16 protein-coding genes and 1 pseudogene are annotated in these 21,379 nt (G+C 44.5%); 7 read left to right on the forward strand and 10 right to left on the reverse strand.

What is annotated here, in order from left to right:
* Positions 1-247: transposase (locus BW947_RS13090; protein WP_143562251.1), on the reverse strand; the 247-nt coding region annotated here is incomplete at its 3' end.
* 654 nt (positions 248-901) lie between these two features.
* Between BW947_RS13090 and BW947_RS13095 the strand changes: the two genes are divergently transcribed.
* Positions 902-1,525, forward strand: coding sequence for a hypothetical protein (locus BW947_RS13095; RefSeq protein ID WP_076500277.1), 624 nt, complete (start codon positions 902-904; stop codon positions 1,523-1,525).
* A gap of 74 nt (positions 1,526-1,599) precedes the next feature.
* On the opposite strand, the pseudogene BW947_RS18650 reads toward BW947_RS13095, so the two are convergent.
* Positions 1,600-1,758, reverse strand: a pseudogene (locus BW947_RS18650) (IS256 family transposase); the annotation flags it as partial.
* A gap of 817 nt (positions 1,759-2,575) precedes the next feature.
* Between BW947_RS18650 and yoaA the strand changes: the two are divergent.
* A complete protein-coding gene (gene yoaA, locus BW947_RS13105) occupies positions 2,576-4,585 on the forward strand; it encodes a DNA repair helicase YoaA (protein ID WP_076500279.1) in 2,010 nt (669 codons plus the stop codon).
* A 158-nt stretch (positions 4,586-4,743) separates the two neighbouring features.
* On the opposite strand, the gene BW947_RS13110 is transcribed toward yoaA, so the two are convergent.
* The 3 genes from BW947_RS13110 to BW947_RS13120 form a co-directional block, all read right to left on the reverse strand.
* Positions 4,744-5,034 carry a cytochrome c3 family protein gene (locus BW947_RS13110; protein ID WP_076500281.1) on the reverse strand — a complete coding sequence of 97 codons (291 nt, stop codon included), beginning with the start codon at positions 5,032-5,034 and terminating at the stop codon, positions 4,744-4,746.
* A gap of 384 nt (positions 5,035-5,418) precedes the next feature.
* Positions 5,419-6,042 (reverse strand): DUF938 domain-containing protein, encoded by a 624-nt coding sequence (locus BW947_RS13115; RefSeq protein ID WP_076500283.1) that lies wholly within the window; start codon positions 6,040-6,042, stop codon positions 5,419-5,421.
* Positions 6,043-6,442: 400 nt separating this feature from the next.
* On the reverse strand, positions 6,443-7,315 hold the full coding sequence (locus BW947_RS13120; RefSeq protein WP_076500285.1) for a LysR family transcriptional regulator: 873 nt from the start codon (positions 7,313-7,315) through the stop codon (positions 6,443-6,445).
* Positions 7,316-7,517: 202 nt separating this feature from the next.
* Here BW947_RS13120 and BW947_RS13125 point away from each other — a divergent pair, with 202 nt between their 5' ends.
* Both BW947_RS13125 and fghA read left to right on the forward strand, forming a co-directional pair.
* A complete protein-coding gene (locus BW947_RS13125; protein ID WP_076500287.1) occupies positions 7,518-8,657 on the forward strand; it encodes an S-(hydroxymethyl)glutathione dehydrogenase/class III alcohol dehydrogenase in 1,140 nt (379 codons plus the stop codon).
* A 128-nt stretch (positions 8,658-8,785) separates the two neighbouring features.
* A complete protein-coding gene (gene fghA, locus BW947_RS13130) occupies positions 8,786-9,628 on the forward strand; it encodes an S-formylglutathione hydrolase (protein WP_076500289.1) in 843 nt (280 codons plus the stop codon).
* Between the two features lie 136 nt (positions 9,629-9,764).
* Here the strand turns inward: fghA and BW947_RS13135 are convergent, their stop codons facing one another.
* On the reverse strand, positions 9,765-11,141 hold the full coding sequence (locus tag BW947_RS13135) for an L-serine ammonia-lyase (RefSeq protein ID WP_076500290.1): 1,377 nt from the start codon (positions 11,139-11,141) through the stop codon (positions 9,765-9,767).
* A 385-nt stretch (positions 11,142-11,526) separates the two neighbouring features.
* On the opposite strand from BW947_RS13135, the gene nagZ reads away from it, so the two are divergent.
* Both nagZ and ycfP read left to right on the forward strand, forming a co-directional pair.
* A complete protein-coding gene (nagZ, locus tag BW947_RS13140) occupies positions 11,527-12,555 on the forward strand; it encodes a beta-N-acetylhexosaminidase (RefSeq protein WP_076500291.1) in 1,029 nt (342 codons plus the stop codon).
* Positions 12,556-12,632: 77 nt separating this feature from the next.
* Positions 12,633-13,172, forward strand: coding sequence for an alpha/beta hydrolase YcfP (gene ycfP, locus BW947_RS13145; protein WP_076500292.1), 540 nt, complete (start codon positions 12,633-12,635; stop codon positions 13,170-13,172).
* Positions 13,173-13,276: 104 nt separating this feature from the next.
* Here ycfP and hdhA read toward each other — a convergent pair whose 3' ends face one another.
* From hdhA to BW947_RS13165, 4 genes are all read right to left on the reverse strand, one after another.
* On the reverse strand, positions 13,277-14,044 hold the full coding sequence (hdhA, locus tag BW947_RS13150) for a 7-alpha-hydroxysteroid dehydrogenase (RefSeq protein ID WP_076500293.1): 768 nt from the start codon (positions 14,042-14,044) through the stop codon (positions 13,277-13,279).
* 754 nt (positions 14,045-14,798) lie between these two features.
* Entirely contained in the window at positions 14,799-15,797 is a 999-nt protein-coding gene (locus BW947_RS13155) for a peptidoglycan binding protein CsiV (protein WP_076500294.1), read from the reverse strand.
* Positions 15,797-19,285, reverse strand: coding sequence for a transcription-repair coupling factor (mfd, locus tag BW947_RS13160; protein WP_076500295.1), 3,489 nt, complete (start codon positions 19,283-19,285; stop codon positions 15,797-15,799). The genes BW947_RS13155 and mfd overlap by 1 nt, the downstream gene beginning before the upstream one ends.
* Before the next feature lie 85 nt (positions 19,286-19,370).
* The gene (locus BW947_RS13165) at positions 19,371-20,009 is read right to left on the reverse strand and encodes a hypothetical protein (RefSeq protein WP_076500296.1); all 639 of its coding nucleotides are present in this window, start codon (positions 20,007-20,009) and stop codon (positions 19,371-19,373) included.
* Between the two features lie 94 nt (positions 20,010-20,103).
* On the opposite strand from BW947_RS13165, the gene BW947_RS13170 reads away from it, so the two are divergent.
* Positions 20,104-21,336: a lipoprotein-releasing ABC transporter permease subunit gene (locus BW947_RS13170; RefSeq protein WP_076500297.1), complete on the forward strand. Its 1,233-nt coding sequence runs from the start codon at positions 20,104-20,106 to the stop codon at positions 21,334-21,336.
* Positions 21,337-21,379 lie beyond the last annotated feature (43 nt).

Consider the following 21,379-nt stretch of genomic DNA (forward strand, 5'->3'; position numbering starts at 1 on the left):
CAAGGTTAATACGCTCAATTTCTCGTTTAAGTGCCCTTATTTCAATCTGCTCAGGCGTCATGGGTGAGGCTTTAGGAGCAATCCCTTGGCGCTCGACCTGAAGCTGCGTTACCCACTTACTGACCGTTGATTTACCTACGTTCATGGCTTTGGCTGCCGCTTCTTGTGTATAGCCCTGGTCAATGACTAATTGGGCAGTTTCGAGCTTAATCGCTGCGCTATATCGTGCACGTTTACTTTTATTCATTTTGTCACCTAAATTCGCTATGAATGAGATCATAACATTTCTTATTAGGTGGCCAAATTCACTATGCCACTACAGGTTTCTGAGCTTATGAACGAGAGCCATGGAGAGTGAACTGGCAATTAAACAGGGATGTTGTTCCAGTCCGTCCTTGGATGCTCGACTGCTCCATCCATGGGGCGGTCGTCTCGCTAATCACTGTAGTGGCATAGCGCACCTTTTGTGCGTTCGTGTTGTCTGTAAGTTCAAAAGGCTAGAGCTAGCACTAACAATTACTGTATTTGTTATTTCAATTGGTTATGTGGCCACTATTTTTTAGAATTAGTTATAGATGTTTTAGAAAAGCCGATTTGTTAAGGCATGAAAAAATGCTGAGTACACTTTTGGACAGATACACGTTAGAGCATTTACTTTAGTGCGAGTGGATCTGATGAGAAAAATATCTCAACTTCCCTAATTTACTCCGACCCTTTAATCCCCTTACTAGGTGAACTGTAAGGATTAAATTATTCATAAATAGCAGCTTAAAAAAATGTTTCCATGTAACAATGTGTTGTATTCGTTTGATGTACACGTTACCAAATAGGAGTTGATAATTTTGCAGCGATTTTTCAATCTTTTTTTAACATCACTACATGCTTTATAATTACGATTGTTTTGTACAGTTTTATTATATTAGCTTTGGGTTGGATTCTAGGTGGGCACTCTGCAGATCCCGATTTATTTACACCAACCTTAGGCTACTTTAGTGATTTAGGTTCTTTTCTTGGTGGTGCAGGCACTATAGGCTTACTTATTTTTTCGATAAGAACAGTATCATCATGGAAAAAACAACATAAGCATCAACATAGATTTAATACTATCACTCAAATTTTACATGCCTATGATGAATTATCTACCGTATTTGATGAATACTGGATTTTGCTCTTGTTGCAGTCATCTGAGATTAAATGTAAGGAAAATTTACAAAAAATGGCGTTAAGTTTCGATGAGGGGTTAAAAGAAAAGAAAGTGCGATGGAAAAATTTTAGTTTTGAATCAATATTTTCAAATATGGATTTATCATTCGAACATGATGAAATAAACGAGTTAAGAAAGAATAGTGAGCTAGTCAAAGAAATTATGAGCAGTAAAATAAGCAAAATTTCAGGATCAAACCAGCAGTATTTTTCAGAACAATTCTCTAATTTCTACCCTAGCCCAAGCAAAAATATGAAAGATGTGAAAGACCTTATAAAACAAGTGAAGCAAAATGCAGTTAGCATGGTCAAGGATAACTAAAACATATCATCAGTGTCCCTCTCTAGGTATACCAATATGACTGAGGCTGTTCATAATTCTGTGTCAGGTTAATTTCACAGATCGATATGGTTTTCTAAGCGCCCCTCAAAATGGATTGAGAACTGTGATAGCGTCAAATTCCAGTTTTGGATGGGATGCGTCCAGCGCTCAAAGGCCTTCAATATACCCGCGTAAAGCAGCTTGAGTAAACTGTTCTCGTTAGAAAGATTTCCAAGCCACCCATGATGCGAAACATAACCTACAACACCTAAGTCGCGTTTACCAAAGGTATTTTTACAGAGGTTGAAAGTCACATTTCCGAGAGGTTTTAGTCGTTTTATATTAATTTTCCTATAGTTAGCTGAAATTGGATGGATTAAGTTCGAGCCATATTCTCTTTCCTACCAATACTTCATTTACCCTAATGAGGTAGGCTTTTGCCTCTTGTTAGTTAACGTAGGATTCAAGATCTGACGCTGTAGAGCCATCATATAAACCATCAATGCCTATATCTTCTTTACTCCAAAATTTTGAATCAAAATAATAAAATTGGAGTAGACGTTGTTGCGTCACTTATTTTTAAATTGATAAGACTGACGTTTGACATCATTCATCCTGGTTACCTGCGTTTTAGTATTGATGCTTGGCACTGAAACATCCTGTTATCGAGCGTATATAATGCTATAGAGTTTTGCTTTGCTGAGGTAGCTTATTTATTTCAAGTGATTAGTAGCAGGCTGAAATCGGCAGAAGCTTGCGAACCGTTACAGCTAGCGCATATGCTTTGGTGGATGTGAGCGAATATCGACGTTTAAATTGGCGTAAGTTACGCAGCTAACTTGTAGTCTTATCTTAAATCAGCATAATGCTTCGAGCCGTTAAGCTTAACGCTATTGTTTATGGTAGCGGTTTGCGGCACTAACCAGTGCTTGTGGTTAAGTAAAGTCATCACAATGCACTCGCTCAGCAGCCCGCAGCAGCTTATAGTGTGGCCTTACTACATTGTTTTATAACGCTCCCTAACACCTTGATTAAGGATTGATTCTCCCTTTGACTCGCTCCCGCCAACCGACATCAAAGCCTGCTGTCTCCAAAGAGAAAGCCGCTAAACCCGTTGCCGCAAAAGGCGCTGCTGCGGTGAGTCGACTTGCGGGCGAAGTGCAACGGGCATTTTTGCCCGATGGAGTTTTGTCTAAGCATATTCAAGGGTTTAGTGCCAGAGCAAGCCAAATGCAGATGGCGCAGGAGGTGAGTGAGGCGATAGCAGCAACAGGCAATGTGGTGATAGAAGCGGGGACAGGCGTAGGTAAAACCTTTGCGTATTTGATCCCCGCGATATTGAGTGGTAAGCAAGTTATTGTCAGTACGGGCAGTAAAAATCTGCAAGAGCAGTTGTTTTTTAAAGATTTACCCGCGCTGGTCACCATGTTGGGGATTGAGCCCAAATTGGCGCTGTTAAAGGGGCGTAATAATTATCTGTGCCAGTGGCGACTCGATAAACAAATGAGCGAGGCGACGCATATCGAGGCGCGCTTGTTGGATGATTTATTGAAAATCAATCAATGGGCGAGCACCTGTAAAGGTGGCGATATTGGTGGTTTAACCTCAGTGCCAGAAAACTCATCGGCGCTGCCGCTAGTGGTCAGCACCAAGGAAACTTGTATTGGTAAGCGCTGCGATTTTTATGATGTCTGCTTTACCCGCAAAGCGCGCAGCCGTGCCATGGATGCCAAAATCATTGTAGTTAACCATCATTTATTTTTTGCTGATAGCGTGTTGAAAGATACCGGCTTTGCTGAGCTATTACCCGATGCAGACGTGGTGATTTTTGATGAAGCGCATTTATTACCCGACATTTGTGTTAACTATTTTGGCCAGCAATGTTCGAGTCGCACTATCGATGATTTTATTCAAAAGCTACTGGTTATTTATCAAACTGAATTGACTGATACCGGACAACTCGATCAATTTTGCCAGCGCTGCCTTGTTAAATTAAGTGATTGGCATAATCAGTTATATGCCTGCGGTGAATCCGATTGGCGTTTAGTGTTGGCTAATAAAGCACTCGCGAGCGCATCATGGGATTTATTAGCGGAATTAACCGCGCTACAAAAATTATTAATGGCCCATATTGGTCGTAGTGAATTATTAGACGAGATTACCATTAAATTAGCGGAGCTGAATAATAAGCTCAGTGTGTTTTTTAACTGTGATAATAATCAGGCGGCTTACAGCATCGAATTTAGTAGCCGTTTTGTGGTGCTGCGAATTTCACCGATTAATATTTCCCGTGAGTGTCAGCAGCTATTTGTGCCTGATACCAGCTGGATATTTACCTCGGCAACCTTGCAGGTTAACCGTAGTCTTGCCCATTTTGCTCGGGAGATGGGCATTGTCGATTCAAAGCAAAGCATTCTCGACAGTCCCTTCGATTATCCCCACCAAGCGGTATTTTGTGTGCCGCGGCAACTGGGTAGTGTGACCAATCAACAGCAAGCATTAAAACAGTTAGTAGATGTGTGCGTGCAAGCGATTGATGCGGCGCAGGGCCGTACTTTTATTTTATTTACCAGCCATAAAATGCTCGAACAAACGGCGCTGGCACTGCGAACGCGCACCCAGTATCCGCTGCTGGTACAAGGTCAAGCGGGTAAACAAAGCCTGCTGACTAAGTTTCGCCAACTCGGCAATGCGGTGTTGCTCGGCACCAGTAGTTTCTGGGAAGGGGTGGATATGCGCGGCAAGCTACTGAGCTGCGTGATTATTGATAAGTTGCCTTTTGTATCGCCCGATGAGCCTTTGTATCGCGCCCGAGCCGATAATGTGAGTCGTCAGGGACTCGATCCTTTTACCGAAGTATCCTTGCCTCAGGCAATTATTGCGCTTAAACAAGGAGTTGGGCGGCTTATTCGCGATGAGAAAGATCGCGGCGTGCTGATCCTTTGCGATAATCGCATTGTGAATCGCTATTACGGCCAAGCCTTTTTAAATTCCTTGCCGCCGATGGCGCGCACCCGTGACTTAGATAAAGCGCTGACTTTCTTGAGAGGGATATCTTGAGGATTAATCAGATATTTACTGGTTATATATCAATAATATTAAAGCGTAGATAAAACTTGCCACTTACAATCAGTAGGTGACAAGTCCCGTTGAAATTAGGCTAAACAGCATTTAGCCTAATGATGTTGTTCAACATAAATTTTTACAATGATAGGCAATTAATGGCAGTCTTTACAGGAATCAGCAGGTGCTTTTTCTTCGTGGGCGATATGGCAAGTCGTGCATTCTACTACGCCATCATGCTTAGCATGAGCTTCCCCTGTGAGGGTTTTCATTTCACCATGGCATGAAATACATTGCTGATTTTCAAACGCTAAATCTGCAGAAGGCGCTTTATCCTTGTGACAAGATTCACAATCAGCTCTTTCAGAATGGCTATCGGCAAGTGATGCCGCCATTATATTTGTCGACAAGCACAGTGCAGCGACTAGCATCATCTTTTTAAACATATCATTTTCCTTCTTTTATTTTTAGGTTAAATCATCATTCTCAAACCGGTATATTATTTATTTTAAATTATATCTTTTGTGTGAAATGTTTATTTCATGCTGCATTAATATGTAGCAAACTAATTGTAGGTTAATAAATTAGGTGTCAATATCTACCTTTAATGTTTTTAAATTAAGCTATTCACGTCGCTATAATAATTTTTTAAAGGTATAAAATATTGATCGTTGTCAAAAATGGCTGAGTTAATGATTGTTTAGTTTAAAAGTATGACTAAGGCGATGCGGAGGGTTTTATTATTCTAATGAATTAATCTGCGTTGCATAATTCTGATTATTAGAATTATGCATTTAAAGAGGCGTTGAATTCGGGCTTAATGACTAAAGTCAGTCTCGCACAAATTGCAATAAACGATTATTTGCTGGCATTGCGACATCTTGCTCAAGTGTGAACCCTTGTTCGCTGGCTAAACAGCAAATCCATTCTATATCGCGAATGCCACTGGCGGGATCGCGTTGTTTTAAAAAACCATCAAATTGACGATTGCTGTCACTGCTAAATTCGCCTTGGTAGTTAAACGGGCCGTAAATACACAGAGTGTTAAGTTGAGGTAGATACAGTCCAAGGCCGCTAAAAAACGCTTCTACCATGTTTTTGCTCATAATATGCAAAGTATTGGCGCTGAAAACGGCGTCAATCTCGGGTGTTAAGCCGTCCACCGGCCATGGCGCAGTAACATCAAGAATAAGTGGTAAGACTAGGTTGGTTGTGGTGTTTTCTTGCTCACAGCGCGCAGTCACACCCCCAATATATTCAGCTTGATCGCTAGTTTGCCAGATTAAATGGGGCAGATTGGCAGCAAAATACACCGCATGTTGGCCCGTGCCGCTGCCGATTTCGAGTACATGTCGGTTGAGTGAGAATGCTTGTGTTAATACGGCTAGAATCGGCGCTTTGTTGTTCTCGCAGACTTGGGAAAAGGGCGCTTGGATAAGAGGTAATAGTGACATAATGGACTCTAGGCTGCTAAAAGATAAAAGAATAATAACGTCTCTAAGCCTACCTTAAGCTGACATAAAATATAAGATTAAAAGATAACGCGAGCATTCGCCTTTATACAATGTGTATCACAAACGCTAGCGTCCTCAAGGTTGAGGTCTATTATTTTTCGCTTCTTTTGGTGTTATGCCACTGTAATTCTGCTCTGGATTGAACGGATATTTCTACATACCGTTAAATGAAGGGGTTGGTCATCAAGCATGGGCGTTAAGATGTTGTATTACACTTTTTGTTAAAATAGGTAGTTAAAAATAGGTATTCAAAATGAGTGGTAAAGACCGATAGTGAAAACTGGCGCAAGTGTGCGCCGTTTTAGCTGTGATGGTTAACCTTGAACCATTTCGCTGGAGTCTATTCAATCAATTTTTCGGCAAGATAATCCACTAATACGCGGATCTTGGCCGACAGATGACGGTTTTGGGGGTAAAGTGCCCAAATGCCTTCTTTGGCTTCGCGGTGACCGTCAAGTAAAGAGAGCAAATTTCCGGCATTTATATCATCCTCAATATAATAATCAGGCAGTTGCACAATACCTATACCCTTTAGCGCAGCATCTCTTAGTGCGTAACCGCTGTTACAACTCAGGCCACCGCGTACTTTTATATTGCGCTCACGGCCGTTTTCCACAAAGCGCCAGTAATTATGATTCCCGATCAGGCAATTATGTTGATTGAGTTCAGACAGCGTATGCGGTTGGCCGTACTTTTCCACATAACTCGGTGAGGCGGCCACATAATGCGTGCGGCTGCTGAGCGGTTTTGCCATTAAGCTCGAATCGGCAAGTTTGCCGAGACGAATCGCTAAATCGTAACCGCCTTCAACCAAGTCTAAGGTGCGGTTGGTTAAGTCGACGTTAAACTCCACACTGGGATATTGCACCATAAAATCATTGAGTAACGGCATGATGAATTTCTCGCCGTAGGCCACGGGCGCGGTGAGTTTAACTAAGCCTTGGGGCGAATCTTTTAAATTAGAAATAGCGCGTTCGGCTTCTTCAAGCCCAGTTTGTAACTGGCGGCAATGGCGATAATAAATCGTGCCTTCTTCGGTTAGCGACACTTTGCGAGTGGTGCGGTAAAACAGTTTTGTGCCGAGACGATTTTCTAACGCACTGATTTGGCGGCTAACGTGGGCGGTGGAAATATTAAGCCGTTGGGCTGCGAGGGTGAAACTTTCGGCCTCCGCCACTGCGACAAACTCAGAAATACCATCCCATAAATACATTGTTGTCACTCAGTAAAAATAAATTGCTTAAATAGTAGATTGTCTCTTGTTGAGAAACAAATACAATCATCATTATTCAATGCTCCCTATGATATGTTGGGATCAGATTGAAACGGATGACAGCTATCATTTGCTCATCTAATTATTCATTTACTTATTATTAATGTAACTTATTCAAATAACCTCTGAAGGGACGGTAACCATGTCGAACGAAAAACCACAGTTTATTAAGTCAAAGGCCGCCGTTGCTTGGGGGCCAGGACAACCACTTAAAATTGAAGAAGTGGATGTGATGTTACCCAAAGCGGGCGAAGTGTTAGTACGCATTGTGGCCACTGGTGTATGTCACACGGATGCGTTTACCCTCAGCGGTGACGATCCAGAAGGGGTATTTCCTGCCATTTTAGGCCATGAAGGTGGCGGTATTGTTGAGCAAGTGGGCGAGGGCGTGACGAGCGTGCAAGTGGGCGACCATGTGATCCCTCTTTATACGCCTGAGTGCGGCGAGTGTAAGTTTTGTTTATCGGGTAAAACTAACCTGTGTCAAAAGATTCGTGCGACCCAAGGCAAAGGTTTAATGCCCGATGGCACCACGCGTTTTTACCTTGATGGCAAGCCTATCTTCCATTACATGGGCTGCTCAACCTTCTCTGAATATACTGTTCTACCTGAAATTTCATTGGCTAAAGTCAATAAAAGTGCGCCATTAGAAGAAATTTGCCTACTGGGTTGTGGCGTAACCACTGGTATGGGCGCGGTGATGAACACAGCTAAAGTAGAAGAAGGCGCCACCGTTGCTATTTTCGGTCTTGGCGGTATCGGTTTATCGGCCATTATTGGCGCAACTATGGCCAAAGCCAGCCGCATTATTGCCATTGATATCAACGAGTCTAAGTTTGAGTTGGCTAAAAAGCTCGGCGCTACCGATTGTATCAACCCTAAATTATTCGATAAGCCTATCCAAGATGTGATTGTTGAGATGACCGATGGCGGTGTGGATTACTCCTTTGAGTGTATCGGCAACGTCAACGTGATGCGCAGCGCTTTAGAGTGTTGCCACAAGGGCTGGGGCGAGTCTGTGATCATCGGTGTTGCGGGGGCGGGTCAAGAGATTTCAACCCGTCCATTCCAGCTGGTAACGGGTCGAGTATGGCGCGGCTCCGCCTTTGGCGGCGTGAAAGGGCGTTCAGAATTACCACACATCGTTGAGCGTTACTTAGCTGGTGAGTTTAAGCTTGATGACTTTATTACCCATACCATGGGGCTCGAGCAAATCAATGAAGCGTTTGAGCTGATGCACGAAGGTAAGAGTATCCGCAGTGTGATCCATTTTGATAAATAGGCGGTTTTGCATTTCAAACTGACGCTTCAGGTTGATGTATTAAACGGACAGACAGAGTTAAATCTGTCTGTTGTTTTGCCAGCTAAGCAGGCGATAAACTTTGTGACGTTGAGTTTAAAAGGACTTGTATGACCATAGAAAATATCAGTTGTAACAAGAGTTTTGGCGGTTGGCATAAGCAATATCGCCACCAATCTCAATCGTTAAACTGCGAGATGCGTTTTGCTATTTATCTGCCGCCAGAAGCGGTGAATAAACCTGTGCCTGTGTTGTATTGGCTCTCAGGCCTAACCTGCACCGATGAAAACTTTATGCAAAAGGCTGGCGCGCAGCGCATGGCGGCTGAACTTGGAATGGCTATTGTGGCCCCTGATACTAGCCCTCGTGGAGATGATGTACCCGATGCAACCGATAAAGCCTACGATTTAGGCCTAGGCGCGGGTTTTTATCTTAATGCGACAAAAGCACCGTGGAATCGTCATTACAAAATGTATGATTATATCGTGCACGAATTGCCAGCTTTGATTGAAGCACATTTCCCTGTGACCACGCAGCGTGCAATATCGGGTCATTCGATGGGCGGCCATGGCGCCTTGGTGATTGGACTGAGTAATCCGCACCGATATAGCTCAATTTCGGCTTTTAGTCCGATTTCGAACCCGAGTAATGTACCTTGGGGTATTAAGGCTTTTAGTGCGTATTTAGGTGAGAGTCGCGAGCATTGGCGCCAGTACGATGCCTGTGAATTACTTAAGTTAGCGATTAGCGAAGTACCGGTATTGGTTGACCAAGGTGAAGCCGACAACTTTTTAGATACCCAATTGATGCCGCAGTCCTTAGTGGATATTGCTCAAGCTAAGGGTTATCCCTTAGATGTACGGATGCAAGCGGGATACGATCACAGCTATTACTTCATTGCGAGCTTTATCGAAGAACATCTTAAGTTCCATAGTTTGTACTTTAAGCCGTAAGTTCGGTTGTGAGTATCAATGAGTCACACAAAAATGCCGCAACTTTATCAGTTGCGGCATTTTTTATGCTGCGATTAAACGATTAAACGATTAAACGATTAAACGATTAAACGATTAAACGATTAGCGGGAGTAAATTAACACTCAACAATATTGACCGCTAAGCCGCCTTTAGCAGTTTCTTTGTACTTGCTACGCATATCTCTACCGGTTTCCATCATTGTTTTGATCACTTTATCCAGTGAAACCTTATGCTGACCATCACCGCGTAGTGCCAAACGAGAGGCGTTGATCGCTTTAATTGAGCCCATGGCATTACGCTCAATGCAAGGCACTTGCACTAGGCCGCCAACGGGATCACAGGTCAAGCCTAAGTTATGTTCCATACCAATTTCAGCTGCATTTTCAACGTGTTCGACCGTGCCGCCCATAATTTCTGTCAGTGCGCCAGCGGCCATTGAACAAGCCACGCCAACTTCACCTTGGCAACCGACTTCAGCACCCGAAATAGACGCGTTTTTCTTATACAAAATACCAATCGCTGCCGCCGTTAAAAGATAACGAGCACACACATCGATATCTACTTCTTGTACGAAAGTATCGTAATAACATAATACGGCAGGAATAATCCCAGCAGCGCCGTTTGTTGGTGCAGTAACAACGCGATCACCTGCCGCATTTTGCTCATTCACCGACAGGGCGAATAAATCAACCCAATCCATTGCCGTTAACGGGTCTATATTGTTACGGCCTTCAGCTTTTAAACGACGATAAAGCGCAGGGGCGCGGCGGCGCAGCTTTAAGCCACCAGGTAAAATACCTTCTTTTTGATAACCGCGTTCGATACAGGTTTTCATCGTTTGCCAAATATTCCACAACTTGGCTTTTACGTCATCTTCGCTAGCTAAACTCAACTCGTTTGCCATCATCAAAGATGAAATGCTCAGACCCTGTTGACCACACAATTCGAGCAGTTGCGCCGCGCTATCAAACTCAAATGGAGCCGATTGAATTGGTGATGCGGGCGAAGCATTACGCTGGTTAATTTCATCTTCGTCTAAGATAAATCCGCCACCGACAGAGTAGTAAGTTCGCTCGTAAATGCATTCACCTTGGCTATAAGCAAATAAGGTCATGGCGTTGGCATGAGCGGGCAGTGATTTACGTCTGTGGTAGATAATGCCATGTTCACGGGTAAATTTAATGATTTTGCCGTCACTGAGCGTCAGTGTTTCATTTTTGGATGCACTGTCTAAAATGCCATCAATGCTTTCGGTATCGACAAATTCAGGATCTTCGCCCATTAATCCTAAAATAACCGCTTTGCCCGTGCCGTGTCCTTTACCCGTTTGGCCAAGAGAGCCAAAAAGTTCAGCTCTTAATTCGTCGATTTGGCTATAAAGTCCCGAGTCCGTAAGGCGCTGCATAAAAATTTTGCCCGCTTTCATTGGGCCAACAGTGTGTGAACTCGATGGACCGATGCCAATCTTGAACATGTCAAATACGCTAATCATGATAGAAGTCCTGTTGTGTCTTAATTATTATTTTAGTCTGAGTGTACAGGATTGCTCGCGCTATAAATTGAAGCGGGTTAATCTGCTGCAAACACTCTGGTCTATTGAGGCGCTCTTTCATGCAAGATGTGCCTGTGTAATACTCTACTATCAGTATCCCATAGATTAGTATGACAATTCACATTAGTTTTTTTAATTCGTTATGGTTCGCATAAGCTGAACTTAACTGGCAACGTATTCTCGAGCCGTTTTTGAGTAATAATACCGATTTTTAAGGCGCTACAAGGGTAGGTACTTCGCTTTTTTGAGCTTTTTTGTGAGCGTAGACTGCTTATAACGTGAGTGGCTATTTTTTGAGTATAAATGAATATTATTAGGGGAAAGTATGAGTTATTTAATGTTAGATCTACTCGCATTAGACGTAAATGAAGCAGAATCTGAGATGTTACGTCATCCACAAGTTGGCGGTTTAATTTTATTTTCTCGTAATTTTTCAAGTCGTGATCAACTGTGTAGTCTGGTGCAGCAGATACGCCAAATTCGTCCTGAGATACTGATAGCGGTCGATCACGAGGGCGGCCGTGTGCAACGTTTTCGTGATGGCTTTACTCTTATTCCAGCCATGGGTGACATTTTACCTGCAGCGAAAGGCGATATGCTACTGGCAAAACGTTGGGCCTGTGAACTCGGCTTTTTAATGGCGATTGAATTACTGGCCTGTGATATCGATTTAAGTTTTGCGCCAGTATTAGACTTAAACGGTGTTAGCCAAGTGATAGGCAAGCGCAGTTTTAGCCCTGAGCCTGCCGAGGTGATTGCATTGGCAGAAAGCTTTATTGCTGGGATGGCAGCAGCGGGGATGGGCGCTGTGGGTAAACATTTCCCTGGACACGGCAGTGTGGTGGCCGATTCTCACTACGAGAAACCAATTGATGATCGTGATGCCGAGGCGATTTTTGCAAAGGATATTTTGCCGTTTAAAGAACTGATTGCAAAAGAAAAGTTATTAGGCGTTATGCCAGCGCACGTGGTTTACCCTAAGGTCGACCCCAACTCTGCAGGCTTTTCGCAGTACTGGTTAAAACAAGTGTTACGTAAAGAGCTCGGGTTTAACGGGGTGATTTTCTCCGACGATTTAGGTATGCAAGGTGCGGGTTTTGCGGGTGATTACCGTGCAAGGGCCAGCGCTGCCTTAGCTGCAGGCTGCGATATGATTTTGGTCTGTAATGATAATGCTGGCGTAATGTCACTGCTCGATGGCTTTACATGGCCTGCAAACGCGCCGCAATATCCAGCAAGTCTACTTAAGCCTAATGCCGCCCAAACGGCAGCAGCACTTGATAACACGGCTCGCTGGGAAAATGCCAAACAGCTTGCGGAGCAAATTTGTTTAGCTCAACAAGTAAAAGTTTGATGTAGCGCAAGATATCAGACAATACTTTTGCTAGGGTTAGTTAATTCACGTTATTAAAAATGATTAAAAGGCCTGATATGATTTTGTATCTTCATGGATTTGATGCCACTAGCTCAGGTAATCACGAAAAAATGCGTCAGTTGCAGTTTATTGACCCTGATGTACGTTTAGTCAGTTACAGCACTTTGCATCCCAAGCACGATATGCAGCAATTGCTTAAGGAAGTGGCTAAGCAAATGAAGCATAGCGATGATCCCGCGCCGTTAATGGTCGGAGTGGGGTTAGGTGCCTATTGGGCGGAGCGGATTGGCTTTTTGACGGGGCTTAAATCTGTGTTGATCAATCCTAATTTGCATCCAGAACTTACCATGCAAGATTGTATCGATCGACCTGAGGAATATGTCGATATTGCCAATAAGTGCGTAACTGAGTTTAGGTTAAAAAACCAACATCAAGCCATGTGTATTTTGTCGATGCACGATGAAGTCACTGATAACACTCTGTCTGCGAACGAATTGAGTCCGTATTATTTGATTGAATGGGATACTGTTCAGCCACATAAGTTTCCACAATTAGCAGCGCACTTACCGAAAATTAGCCAATTTAAAACCGCATAGTAATCGTTTCTGTAATGTATTGGGTTTCGCTCGCCACGTGCGAAACCCAATAACTCTCTTCAATAACTCCCTTCAACAACTTTCCAACAATGCTTACGGGTTATTTACTCCAGTTCCTGCACACCGCCACCAGACACGGTAAGAATTTGACCACTGATCCAACTTGCCGCTGGAGAAGATAAAAATAAGGCCGCATTGGCCATATCTTGCGGCTCACCTAATCGATGGATTGGGGTTTTCTTTAGCATATGTTGTTCAATTTCAGCGGTGAGTACCGATTCTAATGCGGTCGTGCGGGTTGCACCGGGGGCGATGCCGTTCACGCGAATATTTTTGGGGCCAAGATCAAAGGCAATATTACGGATCAAATGGTTGGTTGCGGCTTTGGATGACGCGTAGGAGGCCATATGTTCATTTTTATTTTCCCCTGCCATTGAGGTAATCCCTAAGATGGACCCTCCGCCCGCTTTTTCCATTGCTGGTGCGGCAATTTGAGCAAGGCGGAATAAAGAAAACACATTCAAATCAAATGCGCGACGGAAATCGGCCATTGGCATATCAAATGGCTTTGGCCCACCGCCACCAGCATTACTCACTAAAATAGTGAGCTTACCAAATTCGCTAATGGTTTGTGCCACGAGGCGAGTGAGATCATCTTCCTGAGTGATATCACAGTCAATTGCAACCGCTTTACCTCCTTGGGCAATAATGGCTTGTGCTACGACATTTGCCGTCTCTTGTTTTAGATCGCTGACCATAACGGCAGCGCCCGCTGCTGCAAAGGTTTCTGCTATCGCGCGGCCAATGCCAGCGCCAGCGCCCGTAATGACGGCAACGTCTCCATTGAGTGTAAAGTCTTTAGGGTTATACATGTTTATCTCCTTAGAGGATGAGCAAAATCAGATGGTTAAGTATTAAATTGATGAGTTTGGTGACCATTTATTAACAGGTGATTGGCCGTGTTGCCAATCTAAGCTAAAGAGAAATATTGTGGCGTCTCTTGAGTATACAGAGTGCGGCATGACAAACACTATAGAAAGGTATATAGGGCAATTTTCAGTAAAAAGTATGATATCGAGTTAAATTAATCGTTTATTTTTCAAAAGCTTGAAAGTAATTATTTTTTGTGTAGAGTGGCATATCTGAATGGCCTGTAACAAAGTGATACAGGTTGGTAATGTATTTGTCCATTAAATGGATATCCCTTTGCGTATGTCGCCCGACACAGCTAACAGCAATCTAGTTAGCTGTTTTTTTTGCCGCTAATTTAAGCACCTCTTCTACAAGCCCCTCGATTAACACTGATCTTTGCATTTTTGCATTCATTTTTAATACGATGGATATAATTCGATTAGTTTAATATTTTTAGTTTAATCCAAGGCAAGGTTTCGAAAACAGCATGGATGGTGCGGATGACGATATTGCGAGTAATAGCTTAATACATGGCTGATTGTGAGGCATATTTAGAGGTATTAACCGTGACGGTACAAGAAGGCGAAACTGATGATATTTATCTTATCGATTTATCCAGCGCAGCGTCTTAAGTTAACAGCACTGTTTATTCCATGAATTTTTAGGATAAAATACAGTGTGTTAACTTAAGCGTTTTCGCTATTACATGCCCACTCAGTATTGCCCAACCGTTTGGATAGATTCGGTATTCTGACTTTGTTGCTGGGCACTGGGCTGCGCCATTTTGCGTATTTGGATCACCATACCCATTTCGGGATGATCTAAATAATGGATTTCCTCACTTTTCACGCGGCGATTTTGCTCTAAAGGAATCGACATTAAAAATGGTGTCATTACTTTTGGCGTTGTGAGTGCTGCGCTGGTATCTGTTCCATCACTTGGCATGACGGGCATGAGTCTTCGGCCTTCTTTGCGTAAATTCAACGCAGTTTCAATATATAAATAATGGCTTAAGTAGATATTCAGTGTGCCATCTAATTCCCATACCGGTGATACCACAGATGAAGACAATGGTATTCCTTCAGTACTGAGCGTTGACGCGCTCTGATTTTGTTTAACTATTTTTCGGCCATCAAAGTGATAAGTGTTGGAAAAGTCTTTACCAGCAAATAATCGTATTGGTGTTGAACCGCTTTTACCGCTCATAGGTTGTTGCCAAGTCATGTGTAGTAAACTGCGTGTGCCTCGCTCACGAGATATGCTGCTAATAATGCTGGCAAATTGGCCTTGGCTACGTGTGAGTAATACTGGATTACCATTGGCGCTAGCATAATTGGGCTCTGGGCTACTGATTTCTGACGGAATAACTGACGGGTAGCGATACTCTCGGGCACGCGCATTGGCAGTGGATTCAGATGCCGTGACGTCATTTAAGGTTTCTGCGCAGTGGCTGTTCGCATCGGCGTCAAATACCAAAGTGCAAGGCGCCGAGACGTTTGCGCTCGGCGTGAGCACTTGCGCGACGACGGGTGAAATTAAATCTATCGCGTTATCGGTTTTAGTCTTAATAGGCGCATCGGGCCATTGTTCAGTTGACTGACTTTGGCGTTCAAACACATAGACCTCAACCTCAAACCAAGCTTGTGCTTGGGCGACTTGATGGTGTGATAGTGCAATGAGTGTAGCGATAGAGACCGCGAGTTTACGTAACACTATTTATCCCCAAGACGATGTTGCGATAATTGTTCAAGTAAAAGTTTCACTAAAGCGAGGCGGTCTTTACTGGTTTTGGCCGCAAAGCTGAACTTTAACTTATTCGGTCCTTCCATTCGATAGATTTGTGGCTGGCTTTGAAGTAATCCAATAATAAACATCGGGTCGATGATGTGATCATCACTAAATTCGATGCTACCACCTTTGCTGTGCACTTCGATTTTAGTCGCCCCTAAGCGAGTCGCCTCATGTTTATAGAGGGTCGTTTCCATTAAGTTGCGTGTAGGTACCGGCAATAAGCCAAAACGGTCAATTAATTCGACTTTTAACTCATCTAGCGCCGCCTGTGTTTCGCAGCCCGCAATGCGTTTATAAAGCGATAGGCGAATGTTGACATCGCTTACATAGGCTTCTGGTAGCAGGGCGGGGATACGCAGTTCAATCTCGCATTGCTGATTCAACATTTGCGCTAGCGATGGCTCTTTACCTTGTTTTAAGGCCTTGACCGCCGCTTCAAGCATTTCCATGTACAAGCTAAAGCCAATTTTAGAAATATGGCCGCTTTGCTCATCACCTAAGAGTTCACCTGCGCCGCGGATCTCTAAATCTTGGGTCGCCAGCATAAAACCTGCGCCAAGATCTTCAAGTGCACCAATCGCTTCTAAACGTTTACGCGCATCTGGCGTGATACGTTTTGGATGCGGCGTCATCAAATAAGCATAGGCTTGGTGGTGCGAGCGCCCGACGCGGCCACGTAATTGATGCAACTGCGCCAGACCAAACATATCGGCGCGCTCAATAATAATAGTATTGGCACTCGGGATGTCGATACCGGTTTCGATAATAGTGGTACAAACTAATACGTTGAATCGTTGATGATAAAAGTCAGACATCACCCGCTCAAGATCGCGCTCACGCATTTGACCGTGGGCGACGACGACTCGCGCTTCGGGCAGTAAATCGATAATGCCTTGGGCACATGCTTCGATACTTTCAACATTATTGTGCAGGTAATAGACTTGGCCGCCACGGAGAATCTCCCGCAAAATGGCCTCGCGCACAGTCGCAGGATCTGATTCTCGCACAAAGGTTTTTACCGCTAACCGTTTGGCGGGTGGGGTAGCGATAATTGATAAATCGCGCATGCCCGACATCGCCATGTTTAAGGTACGCGGAATGGGCGTTGCCGTTAGCGTTAAGATATCGACGTTAGCGCGTAGTGCTTTGATTTTCTCTTTTTGGCGCACGCCAAATCGATGTTCTTCGTCGATGATCAGTAGGCCTAAGTTTTCAAATTTGGCCTCAGATTGCAATAACTTGTGGGTACCGATAACGATATCCACTTTGCCTTCTTCCAATTGCTGTAGCACTTGAGTTTGCTCTTTGGCGGTGCGAAAGCGTGACATCACTTCGGTGACTACTGGCCAGTCAGCAAATCTGTCTTTAAAGTTTTCATAGTGCTGCTGTGCAAGTAATGTGGTCGGAACCAGCACCACCACTTGTTTGCCGGCATTGACGGCCACAAATGCGGCGCGCATGGCGACTTCGGTTTTACCAAAGCCCACATCGCCGCAGACTAATCGGTCCATTGCGGTCGGTGATTGCATATCGGCTAACACCGCAATAATAGCGCTTTCTTGGTCGACGGTTTCTTCAAAGGGGAAACCGCGAGCGAATTGGGCGTATTCTTCTTCGTCAATCGCGCAGCTTTCGCCAGGGCGCGCTTGGCGACGAGCATAGACATCGAGGAGCTCGGCCGCAACGTCGCGAATTTTTTCAATGGCTTTTTTCTTGGCTTTAGCCCAAGTCTCGTTGCCGAGTTTATTTAAGTGGGCGTCTTCGTCGGCGCCAACACTGTAGCGGCTGATAAGGTGCAATGAAGACACTGGCACATAGAGCTTATCGCCACCGGCATATTCGAGTTGTAGGTATTCGGCAACAAGTCCGCCGGTGTCTAAGGTAACTAAGCCTTTATATAGCGCCACGCCGTGCTCTAAATGCACTATGGGCTGGCCGACTTTGAGTTCGGCTAAGTTTTTAATCAGGGCATCGTTGCTAATTTGTCGCTGTTTTTCACGGCGGCGTTGCTGAGAAATACGATGGCCAAATAGCTCAGTTTCACAAATGATGCTGATGCTTTCATTGGCGCTGATCTGCAGCAAACAACCGCGTGATAGCGGCGACACGATAAGGCCCAGTTTGGCATCACTTTGAATAAACTCATCAAAATGGCTAAACAGCGTAGGTTTTAATTGAATTTTCGCGAGTAACTCAAGTAACGCCTCACGGCGGCCCTCGGACTCGGCGCTAAATAACATGCGTTTGGCGCTGCTGGCATAATCTTGCAGCGCGAGCAGTGGTTGCTTTAATTTATGGTTGGCGCTGATATCGGGCAGGGTACTGGCAGCAATAATAGCCGCTTTGCTTGTGACAGGGCTATCGGCTGTAGGCACTTGCATTTGGTAACGTGGCAGCGGTTTAAAGGCGGCAAATAACTCTTCGATGAGTAAATACAGCTCTTTAGGCGCAAGTAATGGCCGCAGTGGATCAACGCGTCTGTCTTGATAGCGATGCTCGACTTCTTGTAAATGCGCGCGCGCCGACTTTTCAATATCACCTAAGGTGACTAATTGTGTGTCCTTGGGCAAATAATCAAATAAGGTGGCGGTGTTATCAAAAAATAGTGGCAGGTAGTTTTCAATCCCTGCGGGCATTAAATTGCGGCTGACTAACTGATAAACCGATTCAGGTTCTTTAACGATAACCTCAAAACGGCGACGGTATCGTTGCCTAAAACCTTCGATAGCTGCGCTGTCGGTAGGAAATTCCTTGGCGGGTAATAACCGAATAGAGTCGACCGGTTGCAATGAACGTTGGGTTTCTGGGTCAAAACGGCGAATGGTTTCGACTTCTTCGTCGAATAACTCGATACGCAGTGGCATATTCATGCCCGTGGGGAAGATATCCAGAATCGAACCGCGAATAGCAAACTCACCGTGTTCATAGACTTGCTCAACCGCATGGTAACCCGTGTCGGTTAAATGCTGGCGTACATCGTGTAATTTGTAGTTGTCGCCCTTTTTCAGCACAAACACATTGGCACTTAAATAGGCCTTAGGAGGTAGGCGCATCATTAAGGTCGTAACCGGTACGATAACGATATTTTGCTCAATCTGAGACAACTGCGCCAGTGTTTCAAGCCGTTGGGAAATTAAATCCTGATGGGGCGAAAAGCTGTCGTAGGGCAGGGTTTCTCTGTCAGGGAATAATCTGACCTTAATCCCTGTTTTACTGAGCAAATAACTCAGCTCTAGCTCTAAGCTTAAGGCGCTTGGCGTATCACTGGTGACAACCAGAGTCGTCCCCTTATGTTTACGCGCTAAACTGGCGAGTGTTACAGCTTGGCAAACCCCGCCCACAGTGGACACGGTTTGAATTTGAGTGCCAGTTTTAACGGCTGGCGGCGCTAGGGCTGATATGTGAGTCATTGGCGTACGATAAACTGATTCATTCACAAAAAGTTGCTGACATTGTAGAGACTTGAGAGCGTAGGTGCCAGTGAAAAGTCAACGGCTATTGATGCTCGTCTCGGGAGAGTTTACGTAATTTGAGTTGTTTCTGTTGTACATTAAGGCTGGCTTTGACTAACTGTTCAACATCGGCTTCGAGAATTTGACTGAATTCAACATCGGCTTGCCATTGTGCATCACAGGGCTTGGCAGCAGACTCAGCGCTGATGTTATGCTCATTGTTCTGTGATTGAACGGCGGTGATGGGCTGAGTGGCAACAACTTTACCAAAGCACAAAATAGCCACTAATTCGTCGTGAATAAATAGGGTGATTTTATAATGGTTGCCAATGGTCAAGGCTGATGGCGTGAATAACCTTAAGCCGCTACCACCGAACTGACTACCAATGCATTTTTCACCCTCTTGGGTTTCTTTTTCTAATACATGTTGTAGTACCAAATCGACTTTGCGTGATTGTAGCTTTAGAAAGTCCACCACGGCTTTTGCGTCGTTGTCTAAATGACGCAGTTGTAGCAGGCAGTTAGCCTCGAGCGTTTTAACTTCACTTAATAGCTGAATACCCAAGGATTGCATTGATCTTAATGCCATTTCTGAGGGTAATGGCTGCGAATTAGGCCATTGGCTTAAATAGGCTGTGAAGTGGTGAGGCACACTAAAATACGGATTGGGGTCAGTGAACAAGGCTTGCCTCTTTATTTATAGGACCAATACCCCTATTATCGTGCCCATCTTCATGATTTAGCAAGTTCAGCACACAGGACGTAACCCTCTTTCAATGAATCCAGGATTTCCTTTCTACATTGGTTACCGCTATTGGCGGGCCAGAAAAGCGAACGCGTTCGCGTCGTTTATTACCTTATTTGCCGTTTCGGGCATTTTTTTAGGCGTTGCCGCGCTTATTGTTGTTAGCTCTGTGATGAATGGTCTTGAAGGCCAACTGAAGCAACGCATCTTAGGGGCAGTGCCGCAATTAACTATTTATAGCGAAGTTCCCTTAGTCGATTGGACTGAGCAGGCGAGTGCGCTTAAAGCTTTGCCGGGTGTACTAGGCGTAACGCCGAGCGTGTCGACTCAGGCTATGGTGCAATCGGCAGCGAATATTCGTGCGGTACAAATTTATGGCGTGTTTCCCGAATTAGCACAAGAACTATCTTCTGTGGCCCAGCACACTTACTCAGGCGCTTTTGAACAGCTAAAAAGTGGCGACTACAAGGTGATTTTAGGCGCTGAACTGGCAAGACAGCTTAAAGTCGCCCCGGGAGATACAATACGGCTATTAAGTGGTGATGGTGTGGTGTATTCGCCCTTAGGCCCCGTGCCGAGCCAACGTAAATTTTTAGTCTCGGGTATTTTTGAAATGGGATCGCAGGTCGATGCTGGCGTGGCGTATATCCATTATCAAGATGCGAAACGCCTAATGCGCCAACCCAGTGATGCCATCGATCAATTAAGGCTCTATTTAGCCGATCCCTTTAGCGCGCCAGCTTTAGCACCTAAAGTGCAGGATATATTGGCTAAACAAGGCGTTAAGGCAACAACCAGTGACTGGCGTGACACCTATGGCCACTTGTTTGGCGCGGTCAAAATGGAAAAAAATATGATGTCGCTGATGCTGAGTCTGATTGTGGCAGTAGCGGCTTTTAATATTGTCTCGGCCTTAGTGATGATGGTGGTGGATAAAACGACCGATGTGGCGGTATTGAAAACCCAAGGCGTGACTACTCCCGCCGTGATGGGCATTTTTGTGGTACAAGGCACGCTCAATGCCGTACTTGGTTTAGTGCTTGGGCTCGCGGTAGGCATATTTATAACCCTGAATCTGAATAGCATTATGACGACTTTAGGCATTTCAATTTTAGGTGTAGGGCAGAGCTTGCCAGTGAAACTGGAGTTTATGCAGTTGTCTGTGATTGTGGTAGGCACTTTGTTGGTGACCTTATTAGCCACTTTATATCCCGCGCTGCGCGCTGCTAATGTGCAACCAGCAACCGCGCTGAGATACGAGTAACTACGCCAACATCTGCATACCGTCGGTATTTACCATGATGGTT

The organism is Shewanella morhuae (assembly GCF_900156405.1).
Classification (GTDB): Bacteria; Pseudomonadota; Gammaproteobacteria; order Enterobacterales; family Shewanellaceae; genus Shewanella; species Shewanella morhuae.

Coding starts and splice junctions, on each gene's coding strand:
- BW947_RS13115 (WP_076500283.1), bottom strand. CDS start 6,042: ATGTCACTATTACCTCTTATCCAAGCGCCCTTTTCCCAAGTCTGCGAG.
- BW947_RS13120 (WP_076500285.1), bottom strand. CDS start 7,315: ATGTATTTATGGGATGGTATTTCTGAGTTTGTCGCAGTGGCGGAGGCC.
- BW947_RS13125 (WP_076500287.1), top strand. CDS start 7,518: ATGTCGAACGAAAAACCACAGTTTATTAAGTCAAAGGCCGCCGTTGCT.
- nagZ (WP_076500291.1), top strand. CDS start 11,527: ATGAGTTATTTAATGTTAGATCTACTCGCATTAGACGTAAATGAAGCA.
- ycfP (WP_076500292.1), top strand. CDS start 12,633: ATGATTTTGTATCTTCATGGATTTGATGCCACTAGCTCAGGTAATCAC.
- BW947_RS13110 (WP_076500281.1), bottom strand. CDS start 5,034: ATGTTTAAAAAGATGATGCTAGTCGCTGCACTGTGCTTGTCGACAAAT.
- mfd (WP_076500295.1), bottom strand. CDS start 19,285: ATGACTCACATATCAGCCCTAGCGCCGCCAGCCGTTAAAACTGGCACT.
- hdhA (WP_076500293.1), bottom strand. CDS start 14,044: ATGTATAACCCTAAAGACTTTACACTCAATGGAGACGTTGCCGTCATT.
- BW947_RS13135 (WP_076500290.1), bottom strand. CDS start 11,141: ATGATTAGCGTATTTGACATGTTCAAGATTGGCATCGGTCCATCGAGT.
- fghA (WP_076500289.1), top strand. CDS start 8,786: ATGACCATAGAAAATATCAGTTGTAACAAGAGTTTTGGCGGTTGGCAT.
- BW947_RS13170 (WP_076500297.1), top strand. CDS start 20,104: ATGAATCCAGGATTTCCTTTCTACATTGGTTACCGCTATTGGCGGGCC.